We start from the raw sequence: 21,816 nt of genomic DNA on the forward strand, positions 1-21,816 counted from the left end.
TACTTACTCCGTCACTGGACCATCAGGTGAAGTGGGATTGGCGATTGGGAGCTGTCATCATTCATTGGTGACATCTGCTCGGCGATCTTGCCGATCGTGGCCATATTGAGGTTACCGATCCGCTCGTTGAGTTGAATGAGATTGATGACATAGTCATACCGGGCACTTTCATAATCTCGTATGCTGCTATACAACTTGCTCTCAGCCGAAAGCAGGTCAGTAATGGTGCGGGTACCTAACTTGTGAGCTTTTTGGATACCAATATACGAGGCGTAGTTGGCTTGAATTATCGCGGTCAGGCTAGTGAGCGATGCCGAAAAGTCATTGATATTGTATATAAACTCTTCAAACTGCTGCTGGCTAACGTTTTTGCTATCTTGTAGATCGATTTCCGTCCGGTCTATATCAACTTTATTTTGTTGGTAACGGTAGTAATCACGGCCACCATTTAAAATCGGTACATCTAAAGTGAGGGTATATACCGTCTCTTCTGTTACGCCTTTGTCAGGATATAGCTTGGCTGATGCATTGTTGGTATCGTCATAGGTATAGCCAATGCTGCCTTTAACGGAAGGGACGAAAGTTGCGCCGGTTTCTTTTAATACCTGACGGCTTTTGTTGACCGCTTGTTTGGCAATTAACAAGCTGAGATCAGACGAGTACATAATGTTATTGAGCTCAGTTTGGCGACCCGGAGGAATGGCTTCAAATTGTATGCTTGATTGAAGATCGTAATCCGGTTTGAGTGGCTGCTGAACAATATTGGCAAGATCATTGAGTATGATGCGCTGATCTTTCCTTAGAGTACGTAAACTGTCAGCTGTTCTTTCTTTTTGGGCTAACACTTCATAACGTTCGGTGCCTGCTACATTCCCTAATTCAATATTACGGCTGATAAGCGTCAGCCGGGATTCTGACGATTCCAGTTCAGCTTGAGTTGCGCGGATCTGAGCTCGGTTTTTTAAATAGTCGAAATAGGTGGTAGCAGCTTCGCGGATAACTTGCTGCCGCGTCTGTTCTGTCCTGAGCGATTCGATATCAATATCGGTCTGGGTACTTCCATATGAGTAGATATCCCCGAGATCAAACAGGCTTTGGGTTAATGTGACGTTCACGCCGTGATTGTTGTAGCTATTGTTGGTATTCGCACCATCGTATTGATGGGTCGTACCATCATTCCAGTTGGTATTGGCTGACACATTAAGTGAAGGCAAGAAGTTCCCTCGGTTAATATCCAGCTCATATTCAGTCGCAGCCAAATTTGTTTGGGCGCTACTTAATGACAGATTGCGCTGCAATGCTACATCGACCACATTGAGTAGATCGGCGGCGTGTGCCGTGACTCCCAGCGACGCACATACCGAGGCTGCTAACAATGTGCTTGCAGGGTTAGCAGATCTTCTTAATAGCCATGTATTTTTTAATAACTTTGATAATTTCATCACTTTTATACGGCTTACTGATGACATAGTCCATTCCTGCTTCAATACATGACTTGTGTTCGCTGGCGCTGGTCAGTGCTGTGGCGCCAATAATCGTGGTGGGGTGGAAGACTTCCAAGTCTTGCTCCCGTTGGCGGATGAGTTTAGTGGCTTCAATACCGCCCATGCCGGGCATAATACAATCCATAAAGACGATATCTGCACCGTGTTCTTTCATGTACTCTACGGCTTGTGCACCATCACTCACGGTATGAGCTTCATAGCCTTGCTTGCTAAGTAGCTTTTTCAGTAAAAACTGCTGAACTTTGTCATCTTCAACGATAAGGAAGGCATTTTGTGTTTGCTCATTGGCTTCCTCAGTCGCTTGCATGGCCTCTGTGAGATTAGGAACAAGTTCGTGAGCAACGAAAGGCGTAAAAAATACTCGGTCAACGTACTCATGGGTGTCCTGAACGGTGCTTGATTCAGAAGCGGCTAAAAAGAGTTTGGTATTGGTGCTCTTCTTAAGCCTAGAGTGCAAGGTTTTACAGAATGACTTAAGTTGAATACCCTTTATGGTGTCGGTAATGATGATCCCATCGAAATCATTTATACGTGATAGCGATTTAAAAATATCGTTCGCTGAACGGATAACCTCAATCGTTGCACCATATTGCGATAGCATCTTGGACATTATGTCAATTTGAAGCTGGGAATCGGTACAGATCATTAAGTGTTTGTTTTCAAGTGAGCGCTCAATCTGGTGGAAGCTCTTGGGAGTAATATCAATGCCAATACGGAGCTTCTGCATGCTGGTTTGTTGCTGAGCTTGGTTATTATCCTTCAGTGGAAGGAGCAAATTGGATGTCAGCCAAGTAGATTCAAAACGGGTCACCTTGGTGAGGATCGCTTTTGACCACTCATCATTAATACCGCTTTTCTCGTCGACGAGTTGCCAATTGGCGCTTTTTATATCGTGGAGGTTTAACGCGTTCGTGGGCAGGAAAACGATTTCAAAAACCAGTCTGGATTGCTCTACCTCATTGGCCGCTTCGGTATGAATGTGGAATAAAATATGTGGTTCATTCTGGGCTGAGATGGCATTGGAAAGCTGTAAAAAAAGTACCCAGAATAAACTCGTTGGGTTGCCTTCAATGTCACCGGGTAAGTGGCTGCCTAAATGGCATTCCAGATAGCGTTGTGAGTGCTGGGTTTTAGCACTGAGGTGGACCAGTAATTCCGACATCAAAGGAAGGAAAGTAACATTACCTGAAGCCGCACTGTTACCTCCGGATATCAGCCGGTTATAGTTATCCGCTAGTTCAGATAAGGTATTGGTCGCTAAGGTGATATCTCGTGCTAAAACGGCACCGTTTTCACCTGCTTCTTGGGCGATGAGCCTAACCCCACCTTGGATTGTGTTAGTCATGCCGCGGATTTCGTAACCAATCAAAGCGTACAGTTGACGGTATAAGTCGGCATTGCGTTTTTGCTGTTCAACATCCTGGTACATGGTCGAGAGGTTGGCAAAAATTCGTCTCTGTTCTGGTGGGGTATTGATGTCGTTGAGCATTTGAGTGATCTCATTGACTGAGATGTGCTCAAGTTGGCTGGCCAGTTCACTGACATCAGATTGCGCCTGTTTAGATTGGGAGCCCTTTCGTTTTGTCGCTGTTGCAACGAGTAATAAGAGAGCACAGAGAACGAGGCTGAACACCAGGAAAACAATCATTGAACGGAAGAAAAGGGTTTGCTGAGCTTGCTGGACGTCATGATTGATAGCCACTATCAAGTTTTGCTGTGATGTTTGTAGAGCAGGCTGCAGCTGAAGCAGTGTATTTTGCAATTGCTGGTAGTCGTTATTGGCGTTGAACTTGGCAATAGCAAGCTCAAGCTGAGGGTAGAGCACATTGCCGACCAAGCTGACTTTAATTTTCTCCGTTGATGCTACCCGTTTAAAGTGCGATATATTCTTTTGTAACGTATCAACTTGCAAACCAATCGCTGTATTTTCGGCACAATATACAGATTGGCAGCCACTAATTGTTGTCAGTAAGGTTTGAGTTGCTTGGATTAGTTGGTGGTTGCTGCTAACCAGTTCTGAATTTAACATGCTGTTATATTCGGAGGTTTGGTTATGCCATTGTAGGCCAATGATCATTTGGCTAATAACACCGATTGCCATGAATGCGGCGATAAATCGAATCGTAGCCTTCCTCGATAATTTCACTGCTGCTTACCTCTCGTCAAATGCATCTTCCATGGCGCTGACCACTGGCTTTAAGGCGTAATCAATCGCGTAGCGTGAACCTGTTTTAATGTCGGCTGTAAATTCCATATAAGGTGATAAGGTGTATGTTGCCCCACCGTTTTCCAAAAAGTCTTTTTCAATGGCTATTTTGGCAATATAAAACTCGTTTTCTTCTTCTTTGTAAGAAGAGCGACTGATGGAGTTGATCGTACCGCTGATAAAGCCGTATTTTGCAAAGTTGTAGGTATCAAATTTAAGTTTGACTTCCTGACCGACTTCGACGAATCCCAAATCTTTTTTGGCGATTTTTGCCTCGGCGTGCAAGGTATTATGGATTGGCGAAATATCGGCGATGCTCTCGTTTGCGGGGATCACAGCAGATTTAAAATTAAAATGAATCTTATCGACAATGCCATCGATAGGGGAGTAGACCGTCAGACGCTCAACTTTATCGGTGTGCTGAGGTAGCTGGGCTTTTTTGAGGGAAAGATCTTTTTCCAGTTGGTTAACCTGGGCTTGATAACCGGCATTTCGACTCGCGATGGTGTCTTTCAATTGCTTTTCTAACCGAGCAAACTGAAATTTCTCGTTCATGACTGCTTCAGATAAGTTTTCTATCTCTCTTACCATATTGGCCTCTTGTACTTGCATGTTAAGCACATCGACATAAGAAGCCATTTCCTCCTTGTAGAGGGTTTCTTTGATATTCAACTGTTTTTCAATCAGGCCAAGTTGCTTACGCGAACTGGCTATACGTTTTTTCATTGAATTGATCAGCTTTTGCTTATGTTCAATATCTAGGGCGATAAGCGCTTGGTTCGAATTGTTTTTCTGAAATTCTTTTTGCCAAGATTCGTTGTATTGAGTAATCAGCAGCGGGAAAGCAGAGTAAGCAGAGTAGTCCGGTTCGGCATGGTGAATAAGCGACACGTAGCGGATGATATCCATTTCAAGACTAGCGATATCGAGAGTGGCGGATTCAAGTTGGGTGTTTCTATCGACCGAACGTAATTGGGCAATAGGTTGTCCTGCAAAGACATAATCACCTGCTTTGACCAGCATCTTATCAAGGATCCCTCCTTCAAGATGTTGGACCCGCTCAATATCAGAATCAAGCAGCACTTCCCCTCGAGAAGAAACAACGATATCTATCTTTGCTTGGGCGGCCAATATAATCAGCAACAGCACAACAATAAACAGTAGCAGCAGCGACTTGTGCACCGTTGTCATTGCACTTTGAATATATAAGCCATCGTCGTTGTCATCATCTTGGCTGAATTTTGCCTCAACGAGTGCGTGCTTGATATGTTTCTCTATTCCCATGGCATCGACTCCTTGAAGCATGGCTGTATTTTATAGCGGTGTTAATTAGCCAGTGATAATGACTCGACTTGAGAATTTACGTTGGCAACTTCAGCCAACACATTGTCTATAAGATCTCTGCCCGGCAGTTGTCCTTGCTTACAAAGCTGCTCAATGGTTTCTAGTTGTTGTGAAGCATTGTCTTCACACAAGGTCAGCAAGACGCCTTTTAAAGAGTGAACAGCTTGATATAAACCTTCAACATTGTTGCTAGCATATAGTCCTGTGATGAGCTCAATATCCTCACCATGTTCTGCACCGTAGAGGTCTATGATCATAGACATCATCTCTTCGTCACCATCCATTGCTTCGGTAAATGCGTTGTAATCTATCATTTCTCTTGCCTTAAGCTGTTGTTACACCCAAGTAACTGAAAAAACAAAGTTTGCTAGTAATAATATATGGTCTAGCTTGAGCTGGAATACAAGGTGATTTTGTTATTGAATGTTTGTTTTATTGATCAATATCGCATCATTAAAAATTGATGAAATTCACTTCAAGTGTGCGTTACATCTATGTTTTTCTAATTTTTTGAAAAAATAACGTTAATCATTTGCTGTTTTCAGCGAATTGAATGTATCCATAGAGTTAGGAAATTCTTTTTTGTACAGAATAACTGACATGGGGATGGAGGCTAATCATGACTCAGGACAATCAACAACAGGATAAAAACAACCCTCTAAATGATGCGGTAGAGCATAATGCTACTCCTGATGGTAATACTGATGAGCATCGTGCCCAAGACAGGCAAAATCAGCAAAATACCATGGCGGCAACAACGGCTACCGGCGCTGATGCCGCTGAGCAAAATGATCAAGCTAACAATAATTCGCCTGAATCAAATTCAGAAAGCAATGAAGAGACTGGCGGGCAGCCAAGCGTAGAAGCCCCCGATACTGGGGGGAACAGTGGTAGTCAAAGGCAATCTGGCAATTCAGACTCAAATGTTCTGGGTGGCGAAGCGCAGCAAGATGACGGTAATGTCGAGGGCGGTGGTGCTCCTCAGTCGGTAGGAGGGGGGGCTCAACAAAGGTCGCAATCGCAGCCAGATAGTGAGGGGCAAAGCCGAGCCAGCCAACAACCAAACGAACAAAACCCGCAAGCTCAATCGGCTGGGGGAAGTGATGCTGCGGCTTCGGGCCAAAGCACACAATTCGATACTGAAACAACCAGTGAAACCTTTCAGGTTGATGTAGCCGATGCAACCACTAAAGAGCTGGTTGTCGACGGCGATTTTGATACTGAAACTGTCTCTGAGACTTTTGAAATTCAAGTCGACAACGTCAATGATGAAGTGGAGATTGACGAGCAAGCCAAGCCTATTTTCGAGATCAATGAAGATGGCCAGATTGTTATTAGTGAAGCCGATCTACTTGTTAATGCCAGTGATATAGATGGCGATGATCTCAGTGTATTAAACCTCTCTATTGCCAATGCTTCATTTGAGATCCAAATTGATCCGGATACCGGTGAAAGATCGTTCGTTGTTACTCCGGATGAAAACGTAAATGGAGAGCTGGCGATATCCTTCGATGTGACAGATGGTCAAGGGAGTGAAGTTGCTTCATCAGCCATGTTGAATGTGACAGCGGTCAACGATGACGTTGAGATTGATACTACGGCTCCGTTGCAGTTTGATACCCAAGAAGATACCGATATTGTCATTACTGAAGCGGAGTTGTTGGCAAACGCCAGCGATGTTGATGGTGATGAGCTATCAGTTATTAATCTGAATATTGCCGATGCAAGCTATATCACACAAGTCGATCCGGAGACTGGGGAAAGGTCATTCGTTATCACGCCGGATCAGGATGTAAATGGCGACTTATCAGTAACATTTGATGTGACGGATGGACAAGGGAGTGAAGTTCCTTCATCTGCCGTGTTGAATGTAACCGCGGTAAATGATGCTGTTGTTGCCACCGACGACGGTGTTGATAATGACCCTGTAATTGCAACTTTTGGCCCATTATCTGAGGGGGCAGGAAATTCACCGGACTCTTCCGTTATAGAAGTAAAAGAAGATGGGCAGTTGGTGCTGAGCCCGGATGATTTACTAGCAAATGATATTGATGCTGATGGAGATAAGTTATCTATTAGTGCGGTTGAGGCTACCGAAAATACTCATGGTACGGTTGAGTTGGATGAGAACGGCAACGTAGTGTTTACACCGGATGCTGATTACAACGGGCCTGCTTCGTTTACCTATACCGTCACGGATGGTAATGATTCTTTTGATACTGCAACGGTTTCTGTTGACGTCACGCCACAGAATGATGCCGCAGTGGTTGGCGAAACCAATATCGATGGCACTGAAGATACTGCCATTACTTTCACCCAGACGATGCTGATGCAACATGCTAGCGATGTGGATAGCAGTGAACTGACCGCCGTTAATCTACAAATTGACCCACAGTACGGCACCCTAGAAGATAACCAAGATGGAACCTTCACCTTTACGCCAAAAGCCGATTTGAACGGTGATGTGCCGTTCACTTTCGATGTAGATGATAACGATGGGGCGATTACTCCTGCATCTGGAACGCTAGATATTGAAGCTGTCAACGATGTTCCAGTGTTTGCCGAGACGTCCTACACCATTGCTGAAGATGGCTCGATTACGCTTTCTGAAGCCTCATTACTCGCCAATGTTACCGATGTCGATAACGATGTGCTGAGCATTAGCGATATCAGCGTTGAGGGTAACGGCACGGTGAGCCGTGATGACGAAACCGGTGACTGGACCTATACCCCAGATGCTGACTACAGTGGTGATGCTGCGCTGAAAATCACTGTCAACGATACCAAGGTCGATGCTGTCTTTACAGCGCCGGTGACCATTACGCCGGAAGCCGATGAGCCTTCGTTAACTGTCTCGCTCTCTGACATGAGCTTGATTGATTACGGTGTTGGGCAAGATACCGCCTTGACCGGTTGGTTTACTGATAACGCCAACAATCACATTGAGATTCACCAAGACACTGTCTATGGCGTCGGTGACAACCGTGGCGGGGTGATTGAGCTTGAAGCTAATCGTGGTGATGAGTCCAACCTCTACACGAATCTGGATGTCAAAGCCGGTGACGTCGTTACCCTTGAATTTGATATGTCAGCACGTAAAAACTTCGAGGGTGAAGACTCGCAAGTCGATATCTACTTCGAAGGTCAGCTAATAGATTCTTTGGCACCTGAGGATATTGGCTGGAATCACCATAGCTACCAATTCACGGCGACCACTGATAACCCCAAGTTGGAATTTGACTCACCGGATGACAACAGCCTGGGTGGGCTGCTTGATGCCATTACCGTGGTCAAAGAGGTTGCTGAAGACCAACCCACTCCGCTCAATATCGAAGCGGCACTCAGTGATACTGACGGTTCTGAATCATTGGCTTCGCTGGTCGTCGATGGCCTACCAGATGGTGCAATATTAACGGACGGTGAAAACACCTTTATTGCTGAAGGTGTCAATAATGACGTTGATATTAACGGCTGGGACTTGAGCCTGTTGACCTTTCAAGGCGGTGAAAATTTCCATGGGCCTGTGACACTGAATGTAACGGCAACATCGCTTGAGGACAGTACGGCGGGTAATGACACGCCTGAAACGGCCTCGACCGCGGCGACGATCGACTTTACTGTGGTACCGGTTAATGATCCGGTTGTTATTGATGAAACGAGTCCGCTGCAATTCAATACCGACGAAGATACCCAGATAGTGATCACCGAAGCAGCGTTGTTGGCTAATGCCAGCGATGTTGATGGCGATGATTTATCGGTGGTGAGCCTTAATATTACCAATGCTACTTTCACTACCGTGGTGGATCCTGAAACTGGCGAGAAGTCCTATATAGTGACGCCAGACCAAGATGTCAATGGTGACTTGGCGATGAGTTTCAATGTGACCGACGGGGAAGGTAGTCAGGTCGCTTCAGGGGCAATCCTGCAAGTTGCAGCCGTTAATGATGCAGTGGTCGCGGAAGATGACAGCAGCTTACCTAGCGGCGATGCGCCAAGCATTGCTACTTTAAGTGCTGTCGAGCCTAGTGCGATTGAGGTTGAAGAAGATGGTCAGTTGATCATTAGCCCGTCCGATTTACTGGCCAATGATACCGATGTTGATGGCGATGAGCTGACCATTACTGCCGTAGAAGCTACCGATGATACTCATGGTACTGTCGAGCTGGATGAGAACGGCAATGTGGTCTTTACACCGGATGCCGATTATAACGGCCCAGCGTCCTTTACTTATACCGTAACGGATGGTCACGATACCTTTGATACGGCCACTGTGACGGTGGATGTGCTTGCGGTCAATGATGCTGCCGTTGTTGGAGAAACCAATATCGATGGCACTGAAGATACTGCTATAACCTTTACACAGGCGATGTTGCTGCAAAACTCCACCGATGTGGACAGCAGTGAGCTGACTGCGGTTAACCTGCAAATTGATCCACAGTACGGCAGTTTGAAAGACAATGAAGACGGTACCTTCACATTTACACCGAAAGACGATTTTAGCGGCGATGTGCCGTTCACCTTCGATGTCGATGACAACGATGGGGCGGTAACACCTGCCTCGGGGTCCATCGCTGTTGATGCGGTTGCCGATGCGCCTGAACTGTCAGTGACAGATGGAGATAACAATGCAATACCTGGCAATGTTGTAGACACTGACCCTGATGACGTCATTGAGCTGAATATCGCTGCCAACTTAACCGATCAGGATTTGTCCGAAACGCTTAGTGTGACTATTGATGGCGTCCCTGAAGGAGGTGTGCTGAGGTATGACGGTCAAGCCGTTTTAGATTCGCAAGACAATGGATTGACCAGTTATGTCGATACCGAAGTGACTGTAACCTTTGCTGGAGAGGGCGCAGGATTTAAGAATTCGGTCGGTTATTATCGTATTGATGAAGATGGGAATATCTCTGATGTTGAATTGGTTTATGAAAATGCCTCGCAGGTAAGAGGAGGTGGTGATCTGCTTCCCGGTGAATCATCATTTAGCTTCGATCTCGATCAAGGTGAGAGCTTTAACATTTTTGTTATCCCTAACGGCTTCAACAGAAATAATTTCGACAACCTTGGCGAAGGGCATTTTGAGTTCCGTGACCAAGATGGTGACCCGGCCACTATGTCATCAGCTGATCCGCAGTTGGTTTTTGCTGGAGATGACGGTTCTGAAACGGTTATTCGTAGCCAATTTGGCGATGCTATTTTCCATGGAGGAAGCAGTGAAAACCTCAATCAGGATAATTTCCAACATACGCATACCACTTTGAATGATGATGGAGATATCGTCTACGGTATTGAAGACTGGTTAGGTGGCGGTGATCGTGATTACGATGACTTCATGTTCAGCATTGATATGGGGGAAGAAAACAGCACTATTTTCCGTGGTGAAATACTCTCCGATGGTGAAACCCCGATAGTGTTGCCAACTGTTGCTCTGGAAGAGACTATCCAGCTTCAGCTGCCAGAAGACTTCAATGATGAATTTGATCTTGTTGTTGAAGCGACAGCAACAGAATTGTCCAATGATGATGAGGCGACGACCTCACAAACTATTCATGTGGATGCGAGGGAGTTTGCTCCTGAGGTTACAGGGCCGGCGAGTGCTTCGACGAATGAAGATACCACCATCACCATTACTCAAGATGCATTGCTTGCCAATGCATCGGATGCTGATGGTGATGCAATGGTTGCCCAGAACGTAACAACCACCCACCCAGATGTAGAAATTGTCGATAATGGCAATGGCACCTTTGATATCACCCCGCCACAGGACTTTCATGGTGATATCTTACTTTCTTTTGATATCACCGACGGTGAATTTACCACACCGAGCCAAATGGAATTAACGGTTGACCCTGTTAATGATGCGGTGATAGCTGAAGATGACAGCAGCCTGCCTGATGGGGATGCGTCAAGCATTGCTACTTTAAGTGCTGTCGAGCCTAGTGCGATTGAGGTTGAAGAAGATGGTCAGTTGATCATCAGCCCGTCCGATTTACTGGCCAATGATACCGATGTTGATGGCGATGAGCTGAGCATAACTTCTGTAGAAGCTACCGATGATACTCACGGCACTGTTGAGCTGGATGAGAACGGCAATGTGGTCTTTACACCGGATGCCGATTATAACGGCCCAGCGTCCTTTATTTATACCGTAACGGATGGTCACGATACCTTTGATACGGCCACTGTGATGGTGGATGTGCTTGCGGTCAATGATGCTGCCGTTGTTGGCGAAACCAATATCGACGGTACTGAAGATACTGCCATTACCATTACCCAGGCGATGCTGCTGCAAAATGTATCCGATGTCGATAGCACTGATTTCTTGGCGATAAACCTTCAAATCGAGCCTGAGTATGGGAGCCTTATAGACAATAAAGACGGTACATATACTTTCACACCAACAGATAATTTTAATGGTGATGTTCCCTTTAGTTTTGAAGTCGATGATTGTGATGGGGCTATTACTCCTGCATCTGGAACGCTAGATATTGAAGCTGTCAACGATGTGCCAGTGTTTGCCGAGACGTCCTACACCATTGCTGAAGATGGCTCGATTACGCTTTCTGAAGCCTCATTACTCGCCAATGTTAGCGATGTCGATAACGATGTGCTGAGCATTAGCGATATCAGCGTTGAGGGTAACGGCACGGTGAGCCGTGATGACGAAACCGGTGACTGGACCTATACCCCAGATGCTGACTACAGTGGTGATGCTGCGCTGAAAATCACTGTCAACGATACCAAGGTCGATGCTGTCTTTACAGCGCCGGTGACCATTACGCCGGAAGCCGATGAGCCTTCGTTAACTGTCTCGCTCTCTGACATGAGCTTGATTGATTACGGTGTTGGGCAAGATACTGCCTTGACCGGTTGGTTTACTGATAACGCCAATAACCATATCGAAATTCACCAAGACACTGTCTATGGCGTCGGTGATAACCGTGGTGGGGTGATTGAGCTTGAAGCTAATCGTGGTGATGAGTCCAACCTCTACACGAATCTGGATGTCAAAGCCGGTGACGTCGTTACCCTTGAATTTGATATGTCAGCTCGTAAAAACTTCGAGGGTGAAGACTCGCAAGTTGATATCTACTTCGAAGGTCAGCTAATAGATTCTTTGGCACCTGAGGATATTGGCTGGAATCACCATAGCTACCAATTCACGGCGACCACTGATAACCCCAAGTTGGAATTTGACTCACCGGATGACAACAGCCTGGGTGGGCTGCTTGATGCCATTACCGTGGTCAAAGAGGTTGCTGAAGACCAACCCACTCCGCTCAATATCGAAGCGGCACTCAGTGATACTGACGGATCTGAATCATTGGCTTCGCTGGTCGTCGATGGCTTGCCTGACGGTGCGATATTAACGGATGGCGAGAAGATATTTATTGCCGATGAAGATAGTAACAGCGTGGATATCAATGGTTGGGATGTCGGCCAGTTATCTTTCCAAGGCGGTGAAAATTTCCATGGGCCTGTGACACTGAATGTAACGGCAACATCGCTTGAGGACAGTACGGCGGGTAATGACACGCCTGAAACGGCCTCGACCACGGCGACGCTCGACTTTACTGTGGTACCGGTTAATGATCCGGTTGTTATTGATGAAACGAGTCCGCTGCAATTTAATACCGACGAAGATACCCAGATAGTGATCACCGAAGCAGCGTTGCTGGCTAATGCCAGCGATGTTGATGGCGATGATTTATCGGTGGTGAGCCTTAATATTACCAATGCTACTTTCACTACCGTGGTGGATCCTGAAACTGGCGAGAAGTCCTATCTAGTGACGCCAGACCAAGACGTCAACGGTGACTTGGCGATAAGTTTTAATGTGACCGACGGGGAAGGCAGTCAGGTCGTTTCAGGGGCAACACTACAAGTTGAAGCCGTGAACGATGGGCCGGTGGTGAGCGAAAACCTCACTTATACCATTGATGAAGATGGCACTATCACATTGAGCCAAGATCAGTTATTGGCCAATGCCACTGATATTGACGGCGACAAACTGTCTGCGGATAACCTTCAGCTTGAAGGGGCGGGGGATGTTGAAAGAAACGACGATGGCTCTTACACCATCACTCCTGATGAGAACTTCAATGGTGAGCTTAATTTGACCTTTGATGTTACTGATGGCCTAGAGACAGTTTCGACAGGGTTGGATTTAACAATCAATGCGGTCAATGACGAAGTTATTGCCGCAGATGATAGCAGTATGTCTGCACAAGAACCGCAGATACGCCTTGATGCTGCACCTGAGCATGGCTTTGTTCAGTGCATGAATGCAGAGGGTGAGTGGGAAGATATGGTCATTGGCCAAGAATACCCTGCTGATGCCCAAGTGCAGTTCGTACCTGATACCGAAGAGGTGCAATCCGGAACCCGAGATATTCGTGTCGGAAGCTTCGATAGCGATACCTCAACCACGGTATTTGATGGTAATGCTAGCGTTGAGGATTGGGGGACGGTAGACGGCAATACTGCTGTCTATCAAGAGGATGGTGTAACTATTACCACAGAGGTCAGCAGTGGTGAACTCAGTGCTTGGAATGGTGCGGGGAGTGCTAAAGGGGCTGGAATTGGTAATGAAACCCGCAATGGATTGAGTGAGGATGAATACCTGACTGTAACTGTAGAAGGGGAGGATGTTAATCAAATTACCTTCCAATTAGACGGTCTCGGTGGCTATTTCGACGAAAGCAGCAGTAAAGCGACAGAGGTGATAATTCAGGCTTATGACGCTGAGGGTAACTTGATTGACTCTCAAGGTGGCTTCCGAGAGTCAGGCGAGTTACAGGATACGTACGCCTTCACAACGGATGTACCAGTGCATCACTTCACCTTAGGTACTGAAGGCGGAAAGGGGACTTACGTTGTCCAGAATATGACTGTGTCCCGCACCATGTCTGAAGACATTCAGATGACAACCATACAGGGCGACGGTAGTGAGGTTGTTAATACATTATCTCTGGACTTAAATCACAGTACTGCCGATCAGGCTATAGATGTCACCGAGCAGTTGGTAGAGGTACAAGAGGGTATTACTAGTCGTGCGATCGAGGTTGATGAAGATGGCCAGTTAGTTATCAACCCAACAGATTTACTCGCTAATGATACAGATGCTGACGGCGATATATTATCTATTACCGCCGTTGAGGCAACGGAGGATACACACGGTACCGTCGAATTGGATGAAGACGGCAACGTCGTTTTCACCCCTGATGTTGACTACAACGGGCCTGCGTCATTTACCTACACAGTAACCGATGGTAACGGTTCATTTGATACGGCGACGGTTGCCGTCGATGTTAAGCCAGTCGAAGATTTGCCAGTTGCACCGACGCTGAAATTGGATGTCGATGAAGATCAGGTGCTGGAAATTGACCCTGCGTTCATTTTAAGCCAAGCGACTGATGCCGATGGTGATGACCTTACACTCGAAAGTTTGTCGTTGAAGCAGCCACCAAATGGCAATTTGCAACTGCAACAAGATGGGATGTACCACCTGATCACACCGTCTGATTTTAATGGCCTGATAGAGTTGGATTACTCAATCTCAGATGGTGAAAACATTGTTGATGGTGCCCTCAAGGTTGATGTTATGCCGGTCAACGATGCACCGTTCAATGGAGGTAATGCTCACCTAACCACATACGAAGACGGTGGTTTCACTTTCAGAGCAGAAGATATGCTTGACTTGTTCGGCGATGTTGATGGTGATGAGCTGGTTGTTTCTCGCGTCATTACCGTTGACGGTGAAGATGCCGGCGAAGTCGAGCAAAATGAGGACGGCAGCTGGACCTATACGCCATCTAACGATTACTCCGGTACCACTGAGCTGCAGGTCGAAGTGAGCGATCCTAGTGGTGCGACAACCGTGTTGGATATGCCTGTTTATATCCGTCCGGTCGCTGATGGGGCAGTGATCACCACAGATCATGAAGGACCACTAGTCTTCGATGAAGATACTACCGGTTTGCTGGGGTTGAATGTTGATATGCTCGATGCTTCCGAGCAATTGAGTCACCTAGTGATTACCGGTTTCCCTGTCGGTTTTGTCGTTACTGATGGGGAGAACACCATTACAATCACCGAGCCCGGTCAGGTCGTTGATGTGACGACTTGGAGTTTCGATGACTTGTCACTCACACCACCAGCTGACTTTTCCGGCAGTTTCTTCATTACCGTTTCTGCGACTACTGCAGACTACGGTGATGAGTCGTCCAATACGTTGCCAGAATCAACAGAAGCCTATGCTGACTTTGATGCTACTCAGGGTGAAACCCTCGAGCTGACAATGGAAGACTTGTTAGGCATGGCTGAGGGGTTAGAGGCTGCTGATGGTGATGAAGTTCAAGGCGTCCACCTCATTGACCGCTCTCAAGGTGAGCTGGTTGATAATGGCGATGGAACATGGTCATTTACCCCAGCAGAGAGCTTTGAAGGGCAGGTTGATTTTGCTTATCAGGTGGAACACAACGGCAGTTTGGTCGATGTTCAAAGTAGTATTGCTGTTGTTGCTGCAGAAACGGGTGCAAATGCGGATAACTCCTCCGCACCAACGGTTGATGCCATTGTTACCACCGAGCTTGGTGCTGGTAATGATTTGGCTTTCTCCGATGCCGATATGCTTGCTCAGCTAACTGATGCCGATAATGACGAGTTAACCATTGAATCAGTCCAATTGGTTGGTGGACAAGGCGTGTTGGAAACAAATAGCGAGGGGCAGTACACCTTCTCGCCAGCAGAAGGATTTGCTGGACAGGCTCAAATTGCGTTTGTTGCTACAGATGGTGAAAGCAGTATTCAAACTCATTTCAATGTTGATGTTGCCGAACCGGAAGCCTCAGATTTCACGCTTAATGAAATGGGATCATTGGAACTGACTCAAGATGATTTATTGGCAGCGTTAAACTTAGGGGATGAATCGACAATTACTGCTGTTGATTACTATGGTGAACAAGGCACGGTAATTGAAGATGGTGATGGTTGGTGGGTGTTCTGGAGTGATGATGACTTTACCGGTCAATTGCCACTCGAAGTCACATCAATTGACGGAGATGCAACTTCCGTTCATCAGATCACTCTTGATGTTGATGAGTATCAAGACCCAGCAGCTAGATCAGAATCGGTGCAATCCGATGATAGCAGCCAGCAAGATGTCGATACTCAAACGGTCGTGACTGATGATGCCTCATCAGATTATGGTGAAGAGGGCAACGATACCGAGAGCGATCTTACAGCAGCTCCGGGCAACAATGTTCATTTCGAGATCCCTGATGATGTGGCAGAAAACCCTGATGTGACCCAGGTCGAAATCAGTGAACTTCCTGACGGGGCAACTATTGCCAATGCATTACTGAACAGTGATGGCTCCTACACGGTTAGTGGCAACCTATCCAAGCCGCTTCTTATGAAGTTATCAGATGAGTTTGAAGGTGAGGCGACTGTTCAGTTTGAAGGGCAAACCGATCTCGGTACGGCTGTTGAAGGGGCATCGGCAACATTGACGATTGATGTTGATGACGAGTATGCGATGCAAGCCGGTCAGGGCAAAAATGCCAACCAACCAGCGATGCAAGATGAGAATGGACAAAATGACGATTGGACCCAAGGGGATAATAGTAATCAAGGAGTTGATGTGATGGATGACAGTTCATCATATGACAGCGATTCGTCTGGCTTGCAGCAGGATGATTCACCTGTGATGGATGAAAACATGTAATCGGTACATTTTATAATGAACTCAATGTGAGAATATCAAGCCAGCAAAATTGCTGGCTTTTTTTTATTATTTTATTAGTACACTCTGAAATATTTTTAGAGTTGAAGAATATTGTTAGTGACACTTATTAGCTGCGCTATGCATTTCTTGCATGATTAAGCCAAATTCGGCATTTCACAATAGCTTAGCTAAATATGATATGAATAAGGAATGATGCATCACACATAGAGTGATGCATTTAAAAATTACAATATGGGAAACAAAAGAATGACACACCTTACTCTGATCAAAAGTGCCAATGTTTATGCTCCTTCCTCTTTAGGTGTTAAAGATGTATTAGTTGCTGGTAATAAAATCATCGCTATTGAAGATAAAATGAATGTGAGCGGTCTCGGTACTCCAGTCAAGACTGTTGACGCAACTGGAAAATTGATGGTCCCGGGTATTATCGACCAGCATGTGCATTTAACCGGTGGTGGTGGTGAAGGTGGTTTTAGTAGTCGCACACCTTCAATAACATTTTCTAAATTGATCAAAGCAGGGATCACATCTGTAGTCGGTGTGATGGGTACTGATGGCTCAACACGTTCACCACAAGATCTTTTTGCCAAGGTTATGGGGTTACGTGCTGAAGGTCTATCAGCATGGATGCATACTGGCTCTTATCAAGTGCCTACAGTGACTCTAACGGATAATATACGAGATGATCTTGTTTTTTTAGAGCCAGTACTGGGCGTTAAAATTGCTATCGCTGACCACCGCGGCTCATTCCCTACTACTGAAGAATTATTGCGAATTGCATCGGATGTACGAATGGGGGCGATGCTTGCTGGAAAGAAAGGGGTACTGCATATGCATATGGGCGGTTTGCCAGACCCTTTTAAACAAATAAACGAGTTAATTGAGCGAGGTATTCCTCATAGTAATTTTTCTCCTACCCATGTTGCAAGAACGATCCCTTTATTTGAAGAGGCGGCGAAGTTTGCAATAGCTGGTGGCGTAATGGATATTACCTCTGGTGGTAGCTGTGCTTTCACCGACCCCGGTGAAGCAGTCTTTGCTGCTTTGGAGTCTGGGGTAGCATCAGAGCGTATCACTGTTAGCTCTGATGGTAATGGTAGCCTGCCACAATTTAATGATGCAGGTGAAATGATAACGATATCAGCCGCTGCTGTTGATTCGAATATCCAGTTACTTCGTACGCTAATAGACCGTGGTTTAGACGTTGGTCAGGCAAGTGCGATGATGTCACAAAATGTCGCTAAATCATTGGGTATTAATAAGGGCGAAATAACGCTTAATGCAGATGCAGACTTTTTGCTTCTTGATGATAATCTTGTTGTGGATTCTGCATTTTCGATGGGTAAAGCGATTATTCTTGGTCGAGAACAGCTTGTTATCGGTAATTTTGAAGAATAATTTATAATATCTTCAAGTAGAGTAATATTTATTTCGTTAATTAATTTAGCTCAAGGTTGTATAGCTTTACTCTTATGAACAGAAAAGAGCACTGCGACTATAGATGAGTAAGCCAGCATGTATGCTGGCTTATTTTTTCTAGTTTTTGTTTTTGTTGAGCAATGGCCCTGAAGGCTTCACTGGATGGGGATAGTATTAAAAACGAAATACCACACGGAAGACTTGTGTCCAGCCCCATAGGCTAAAGCCGATTACAGTTGATAAGAACAATGCAGGAAAAATCATATCAATCATAGTTGTATTACCTAGCTAATTGGCGTTTTTGTGGTTTTATTATCTGGCTTTGCCTCTTCATATCAAAGTAAAGCTCTGCTTTGTGTGCTGTTTTTGTGATATGCAACTAGGTTTGATTGCTTTATGGGCGTTGATGCCTATATTGTTGCTGCTTTTTTAACCTTTGCAAAGGTTGTGAATGAGTTAATATATTGTTTGTATTAAATAAATTGACTATGAAAGGTTTGAATCGTTCAATCTCCAATAATGTTTCAGCGGGCCTTGTATATTTGAGTGCCTGGATAAAAGGCATACCAAGCGAACCAATATAACAACGTGCTGGGGAGTTCTTGCCCTTGGTGGTTTGTTATGTAGGCTGATTGATTTTTCTCATCCCAGTGAATGGTGAGTGTTTGCTGCTCAAAACGATAGGTGAACTGGGATTTTCCCTGTTTCCTCAACTCTGCAAACGGGAAAGCGATGACCCCGTTTTGTCCTTTATATCCCATGACCGTATCTTTGGAACTGTAGATAGATGGCGCTTGGTTGGCGACAGGGAAGTAGAGGCGTGGCGTACGGCTGTATCCTGCATAGGGATCGTGCTGGTAATTGCGTTGATAGCCTGTATTTGTTGATAACACGTCTGTGTGCGGGTGCAGCTGTTGCCACTTTCCCCAGCGTATCAATGTCAGAGGATATTGGGTTAACTGTTTTCCAACGGACTGCCCTGATATGGCTGATCCTTTGATTTGTGACCACAGGGACTCAGTTTGATGGTCGTACAGTAAAACGTCAGAATTATATAGCAGACCTGATACGCCAAACGTTAATTCCCGGCCATTGAGCGTGGAAGAAAAAGCCATACCTGAACCACAAAGTGGACAGTAGCTGACAATAAAACGCTTGCCATCGATTTGATCATTTACGATCTCATGCCAATTCAAGATCTTGATAGGGTAAGCACGAAATTTGCCATTGATTTCGACACCAAGTACCGGATCTGTGGGTGACATGAAGTGCGCTTTACTCGCAGTGATAAATTTGGGGTGAAGAATAGCAGGTATTCCATCTTTACCCGGCCCGCCAGACAGTATTTCCTCTGCAGGAATCGATGCATTGGATAAATTAAAGCCGTTAAGCGATGCTGCCTGCATGCTTAACGGCAGAGTGAAGATAAGTCCATATAAAAGAAAAGCAATAAGCTGTTTCATCAACCCCTCCAACGCGCTTCAGATATACAGACCGCAGTGAAGAGAGAATATTTCAATACCCGAGAGTTTTACATCCAAGCACCTTGAAGTGTCTGAGTTATAGTTAGTGATTATTCTTTACTAGCAAAGAAGCGCTGGCGGTATTGCTCTGGCGTACATTGCGCATGGCGCTTGAATAATGTGATAAATGGTGAAGCTTGGTGATAGCCCAACGTCAATGCGATCTCTTTAACCGAAGCTCCCTTTCGCAGCAAATGCAGGGAGAATAAAAACTTACGTCTTTGCCTCCATTCGGTGTAGCTCATCCCCAACTTGTCCTGGCTGTGTCTGGCCAAAGTCCTTTCCGTGGTATGGAGTATTTCAGCCCAGTCCTTCAACGTTTTTTCAGACATCGGGTTACGTTCAAGTTCACTGAGGATAGGCTTTAATAACTTGTCGTTACTGGTAGGGAGAAACTGTTCATGCTCTTTGGCTTGATAGACTTGATCGAGTAGAACTTGAATCAATCTTCTATCTTGCTTTGACTCCGGTATTGCCACCTGTCGGGCTTTCAGGTCATTGATGATTGCTTCCATAATAGGGCTAACCTCCAGTAAGCAGGGGTAGTTAGGAAGCGGATCGGCCAGCGGGTGCGTAATATTCATCGAGCAGTAATTCAAGCTGCGTCGCATAAAACTCTCATGCTCAATACCTGCCGGCACCCATACTGCATATTGTGAAGGTGACAGAAACCGTTTTTTTTCAGCCCTCAGCTCCAAAATACCACCATTGATAATTTGTAGTTGCCCCCATGGGTGGCTGTGGCTTGGCGTCGTTGTGTTGGGTAAAAACACTTCATGACCAAAAAATATTTCTGCGGGAGGGTTATCGTTATCAAAAAGCGGCTGATAGATCTTATTCATTTGCTAGGGCTTAGGCAGGAGCATTTGGTGGGTATTATACCTAAGTCAGCGAGCTCTTTGGGAACCAATCAGTACATCATGTCACGTAGTAAGAACAAAATAACCTTTAAAGTTAGCTAAAATTAATGGTGTTGTGACTAATTTGAATTGCATTCTGATTGGCTGGGAGGTAGGTGATGACAGCTGCTATTGAGGTATTTTTTCATAAGCAGACATCAACACTTAGCTATGTTGTTTACGATATGACGGGTGGGCACTGCGCGGTGATTGATAGTGCTTTAGATTTTGATTTGCCATCAGGCGTTGTCAGTACAGAATTTGCTGATGACATTATTGACTACATAAGAGCAAAGCAGCTCAGTCTCGAATGGATCTTAGAAACGCATGCTCATGCCGATCATCTAACAGCTGCAAGTTATATAAAATCGAAGCTAGGTGGCAAGATTGGTGTTGGCCGCCATATTGTTGATGTTCAAGCTGCATTTCGTCCCATTCTAGGTATGAATGACGATTGTATTGCTGAAGATAAAGCTCTGTTTGATCATTTTTTTGAGGATAAGGAAGAATTTAGTATTGGAATGCTAACAGGGACAGTGTTGGAAACGCCAGGACACACAGGTGACGGTGTCACCTATTTGGTTAATCAAAATGCCTTTATTGGTGATACCTTGTTCATGCCTGATTTTGGTTCTGCACGCTGTGACTTTCCTGGCGGTGATGCAAAACAACTATTCGACAGTATACAGCGGATATACGCGTTACCTGATAAAACCCGTTTATGGGTTTGCCATGATTACCAACCTGGAGGTAGAGAACTGAAGTATCAAACTACTGTGGGTGAATGTAAGTCAGACAATATCCACTTAAAACGAGAAACCTCTGAAAGTGAATTTGTAGACTTTCGCTCTGAGCGTGATAAGCAACTGAATGTGCCCAAGTTATTATATCCAGCCGTACAAGTAAACATTCGGGCAGGGGTGTTACCTGAAGTATTTATCAAAATACCGATATCAAAAACGTTTTAAGTGGCAATGAAAAATTTGCATTTATAGTTTTACTTTAGTGTATAGATAATTTGTTTTAGTATCGTTAGTCATTAATAAATAACAACTAAATCTTGTTATAATTAGAATATAAAACGTTTATGATAGTTTGTCAGTTATTTGTCAATTCAGCTTTTGTTTATTGAGCGTTCATGGGAAAGAGCGGTAAAATTACGTCATTA

The 21,816-nt window shown here is 45.3% G+C and carries 9 protein-coding genes; 3 read left to right on the forward strand and 6 right to left on the reverse strand.

Going from position 1 to position 21,816, the window contains the following annotated elements:
• Window positions 1-11 precede the first annotated feature (11 nt).
• Genes ACVA58_RS14285 through ACVA58_RS14300 form a run of 4 tightly spaced genes read right to left on the reverse strand, consistent with a single transcriptional unit; the run spans window position 12 to window position 5,369 of the window.
• Entirely contained in the window at window positions 12-1,469 is a 1,458-nt protein-coding gene (locus ACVA58_RS14285; protein WP_446511107.1) for a TolC family protein, read from the reverse strand.
• Window positions 1,390-3,651, reverse strand: coding sequence for a response regulator (locus tag ACVA58_RS14290; protein ID WP_446511108.1), 2,262 nt, complete (start codon window positions 3,649-3,651; stop codon window positions 1,390-1,392). Before ACVA58_RS14290 ends, ACVA58_RS14285 begins: the two co-directional genes overlap by 80 nt.
• A gap of 6 nt (window positions 3,652-3,657) precedes the next feature.
• Window positions 3,658-4,995: an HlyD family type I secretion periplasmic adaptor subunit gene (locus ACVA58_RS14295; protein ID WP_446511109.1), complete on the reverse strand. Its 1,338-nt coding sequence runs from the start codon at window positions 4,993-4,995 to the stop codon at window positions 3,658-3,660.
• A 41-nt stretch (window positions 4,996-5,036) separates the two neighbouring features.
• Complete coding sequence (locus tag ACVA58_RS14300; RefSeq protein WP_446511110.1) at window positions 5,037-5,369, reverse strand: Hpt domain-containing protein; 333 nt, start codon at window positions 5,367-5,369, stop codon at window positions 5,037-5,039.
• A 305-nt stretch (window positions 5,370-5,674) separates the two neighbouring features.
• Between ACVA58_RS14300 and ACVA58_RS14305 the strand changes: the two genes are divergently transcribed.
• Window positions 5,675-16,786 carry a tandem-95 repeat protein gene (locus ACVA58_RS14305; protein WP_446511111.1) on the forward strand — a complete coding sequence of 3,704 codons (11,112 nt, stop codon included), beginning with the start codon at window positions 5,675-5,677 and terminating at the stop codon, window positions 16,784-16,786.
• A gap of 252 nt (window positions 16,787-17,038) precedes the next feature.
• Window positions 17,039-18,205: a beta-aspartyl-peptidase gene (iadA, locus tag ACVA58_RS14310; RefSeq protein WP_446511112.1), complete on the forward strand. Its 1,167-nt coding sequence runs from the start codon at window positions 17,039-17,041 to the stop codon at window positions 18,203-18,205.
• 545 nt (window positions 18,206-18,750) lie between these two features.
• On the opposite strand, the gene ACVA58_RS14315 is transcribed toward iadA, so the two are convergent.
• Both ACVA58_RS14315 and ACVA58_RS14320 read right to left on the reverse strand, forming a co-directional pair.
• Window positions 18,751-19,689: a DUF3179 domain-containing protein gene (locus ACVA58_RS14315; protein WP_446511113.1), complete on the reverse strand. Its 939-nt coding sequence runs from the start codon at window positions 19,687-19,689 to the stop codon at window positions 18,751-18,753.
• A gap of 110 nt (window positions 19,690-19,799) precedes the next feature.
• A complete protein-coding gene (locus tag ACVA58_RS14320; RefSeq protein WP_446511114.1) occupies window positions 19,800-20,591 on the reverse strand; it encodes an AraC family transcriptional regulator in 792 nt (263 codons plus the stop codon).
• Window positions 20,592-20,767: 176 nt separating this feature from the next.
• Here ACVA58_RS14320 and ACVA58_RS14325 point away from each other — a divergent pair, with 176 nt between their 5' ends.
• Window positions 20,768-21,616: an MBL fold metallo-hydrolase gene (locus ACVA58_RS14325; RefSeq protein ID WP_446511115.1), complete on the forward strand. Its 849-nt coding sequence runs from the start codon at window positions 20,768-20,770 to the stop codon at window positions 21,614-21,616.
• Window positions 21,617-21,816: the final 200 nt, after the last annotated feature.

This window comes from Photobacterium sp. DNB22_13_2, assembly GCF_052873915.1.

Bases quoted from the DNA above. Each gene is read 5' to 3' on its own strand.
- ACVA58_RS14285 (WP_446511107.1), bottom strand. From the start codon at position 1,469: ATGTCATCAGTAAGCCGTATAAAAGTGATGAAATTATCAAAGTTATTA.
- ACVA58_RS14295 (WP_446511109.1), bottom strand. From the start codon at position 4,995: ATGGGAATAGAGAAACATATCAAGCACGCACTCGTTGAGGCAAAATTC.
- ACVA58_RS14300 (WP_446511110.1), bottom strand. From the start codon at position 5,369: ATGATAGATTACAACGCATTTACCGAAGCAATGGATGGTGACGAAGAG.
- ACVA58_RS14305 (WP_446511111.1), top strand. From the start codon at position 5,675: ATGACTCAGGACAATCAACAACAGGATAAAAACAACCCTCTAAATGAT.
- iadA (WP_446511112.1), top strand. From the start codon at position 17,039: ATGGGAAACAAAAGAATGACACACCTTACTCTGATCAAAAGTGCCAAT.
- ACVA58_RS14315 (WP_446511113.1), bottom strand. From the start codon at position 19,689: ATGAAACAGCTTATTGCTTTTCTTTTATATGGACTTATCTTCACTCTG.
- ACVA58_RS14320 (WP_446511114.1), bottom strand. From the start codon at position 20,591: ATGAATAAGATCTATCAGCCGCTTTTTGATAACGATAACCCTCCCGCA.
- ACVA58_RS14325 (WP_446511115.1), top strand. From the start codon at position 20,768: ATGACAGCTGCTATTGAGGTATTTTTTCATAAGCAGACATCAACACTT.